We start from the raw sequence: 526 nt of genomic DNA, 5'->3' as shown, positions 1-526 counted from the left end.
TTGGCGCGGCATGGCGCGCAATTGCTGGACGTGGTGCTGGGGTTCGTCAAAGCGATCTTTGGCCTCGTCAGCCAGTTCATCGGTTATGTCGACCGCTACAAAACCGTCGCTGCCCGCGGTGTCGCAGCAGGCCTGAAAAAAGGCCGGATGCAATTGCGCTGGAATGCCAAGCGCAACACCACGCTCAAGCCCAACGAACACCACGACGACGCGCCCCAACAGGCGAAAAACCCCAACGGCGACAGCGTCGACACCGTCGAGCGCACCGCCACCCACAACTGCCCGGTGTCGATGGTCACCGGCGAAGAACTGCTGACCCTCACCGACGGCCGCCTCGACGGCATTCTGCCGTTCGACTTCACCCGCCTCTACCGCACCAGCGCCGTCGAGCTCGACAGTGGCCTGGGTTTTGGCTGGAGCCATTCGCTGTCGCAGCGCCTGGAACTCGACGGCGAGCAGGTGATCTGGGTCGATCACGAAAACCGTCGCACGCCGTTTCCGCGGCCGACCGCGGCGCGTCCGGTGA

1 protein-coding gene is annotated in these 526 nt (G+C 64.4%); it reads left to right on the top strand.

What is annotated here, in order from left to right; all coding sequences use genetic code 11:
• On the top strand, nt 1–526 hold a 526-nt coding region (locus tag PMI28_RS02305; RefSeq protein WP_238540720.1), incomplete at both ends, for a DUF6531 domain-containing protein.

This window comes from Pseudomonas sp. GM48, from assembly GCF_000282335.1.
In the GTDB taxonomy this organism is placed as follows: Bacteria; Pseudomonadota; Gammaproteobacteria; order Pseudomonadales; family Pseudomonadaceae; genus Aquipseudomonas.
The sequence above is the reverse complement of the archived record's forward strand: the minus strand, read 5'-3'. Positions and strand labels throughout refer to the sequence as shown.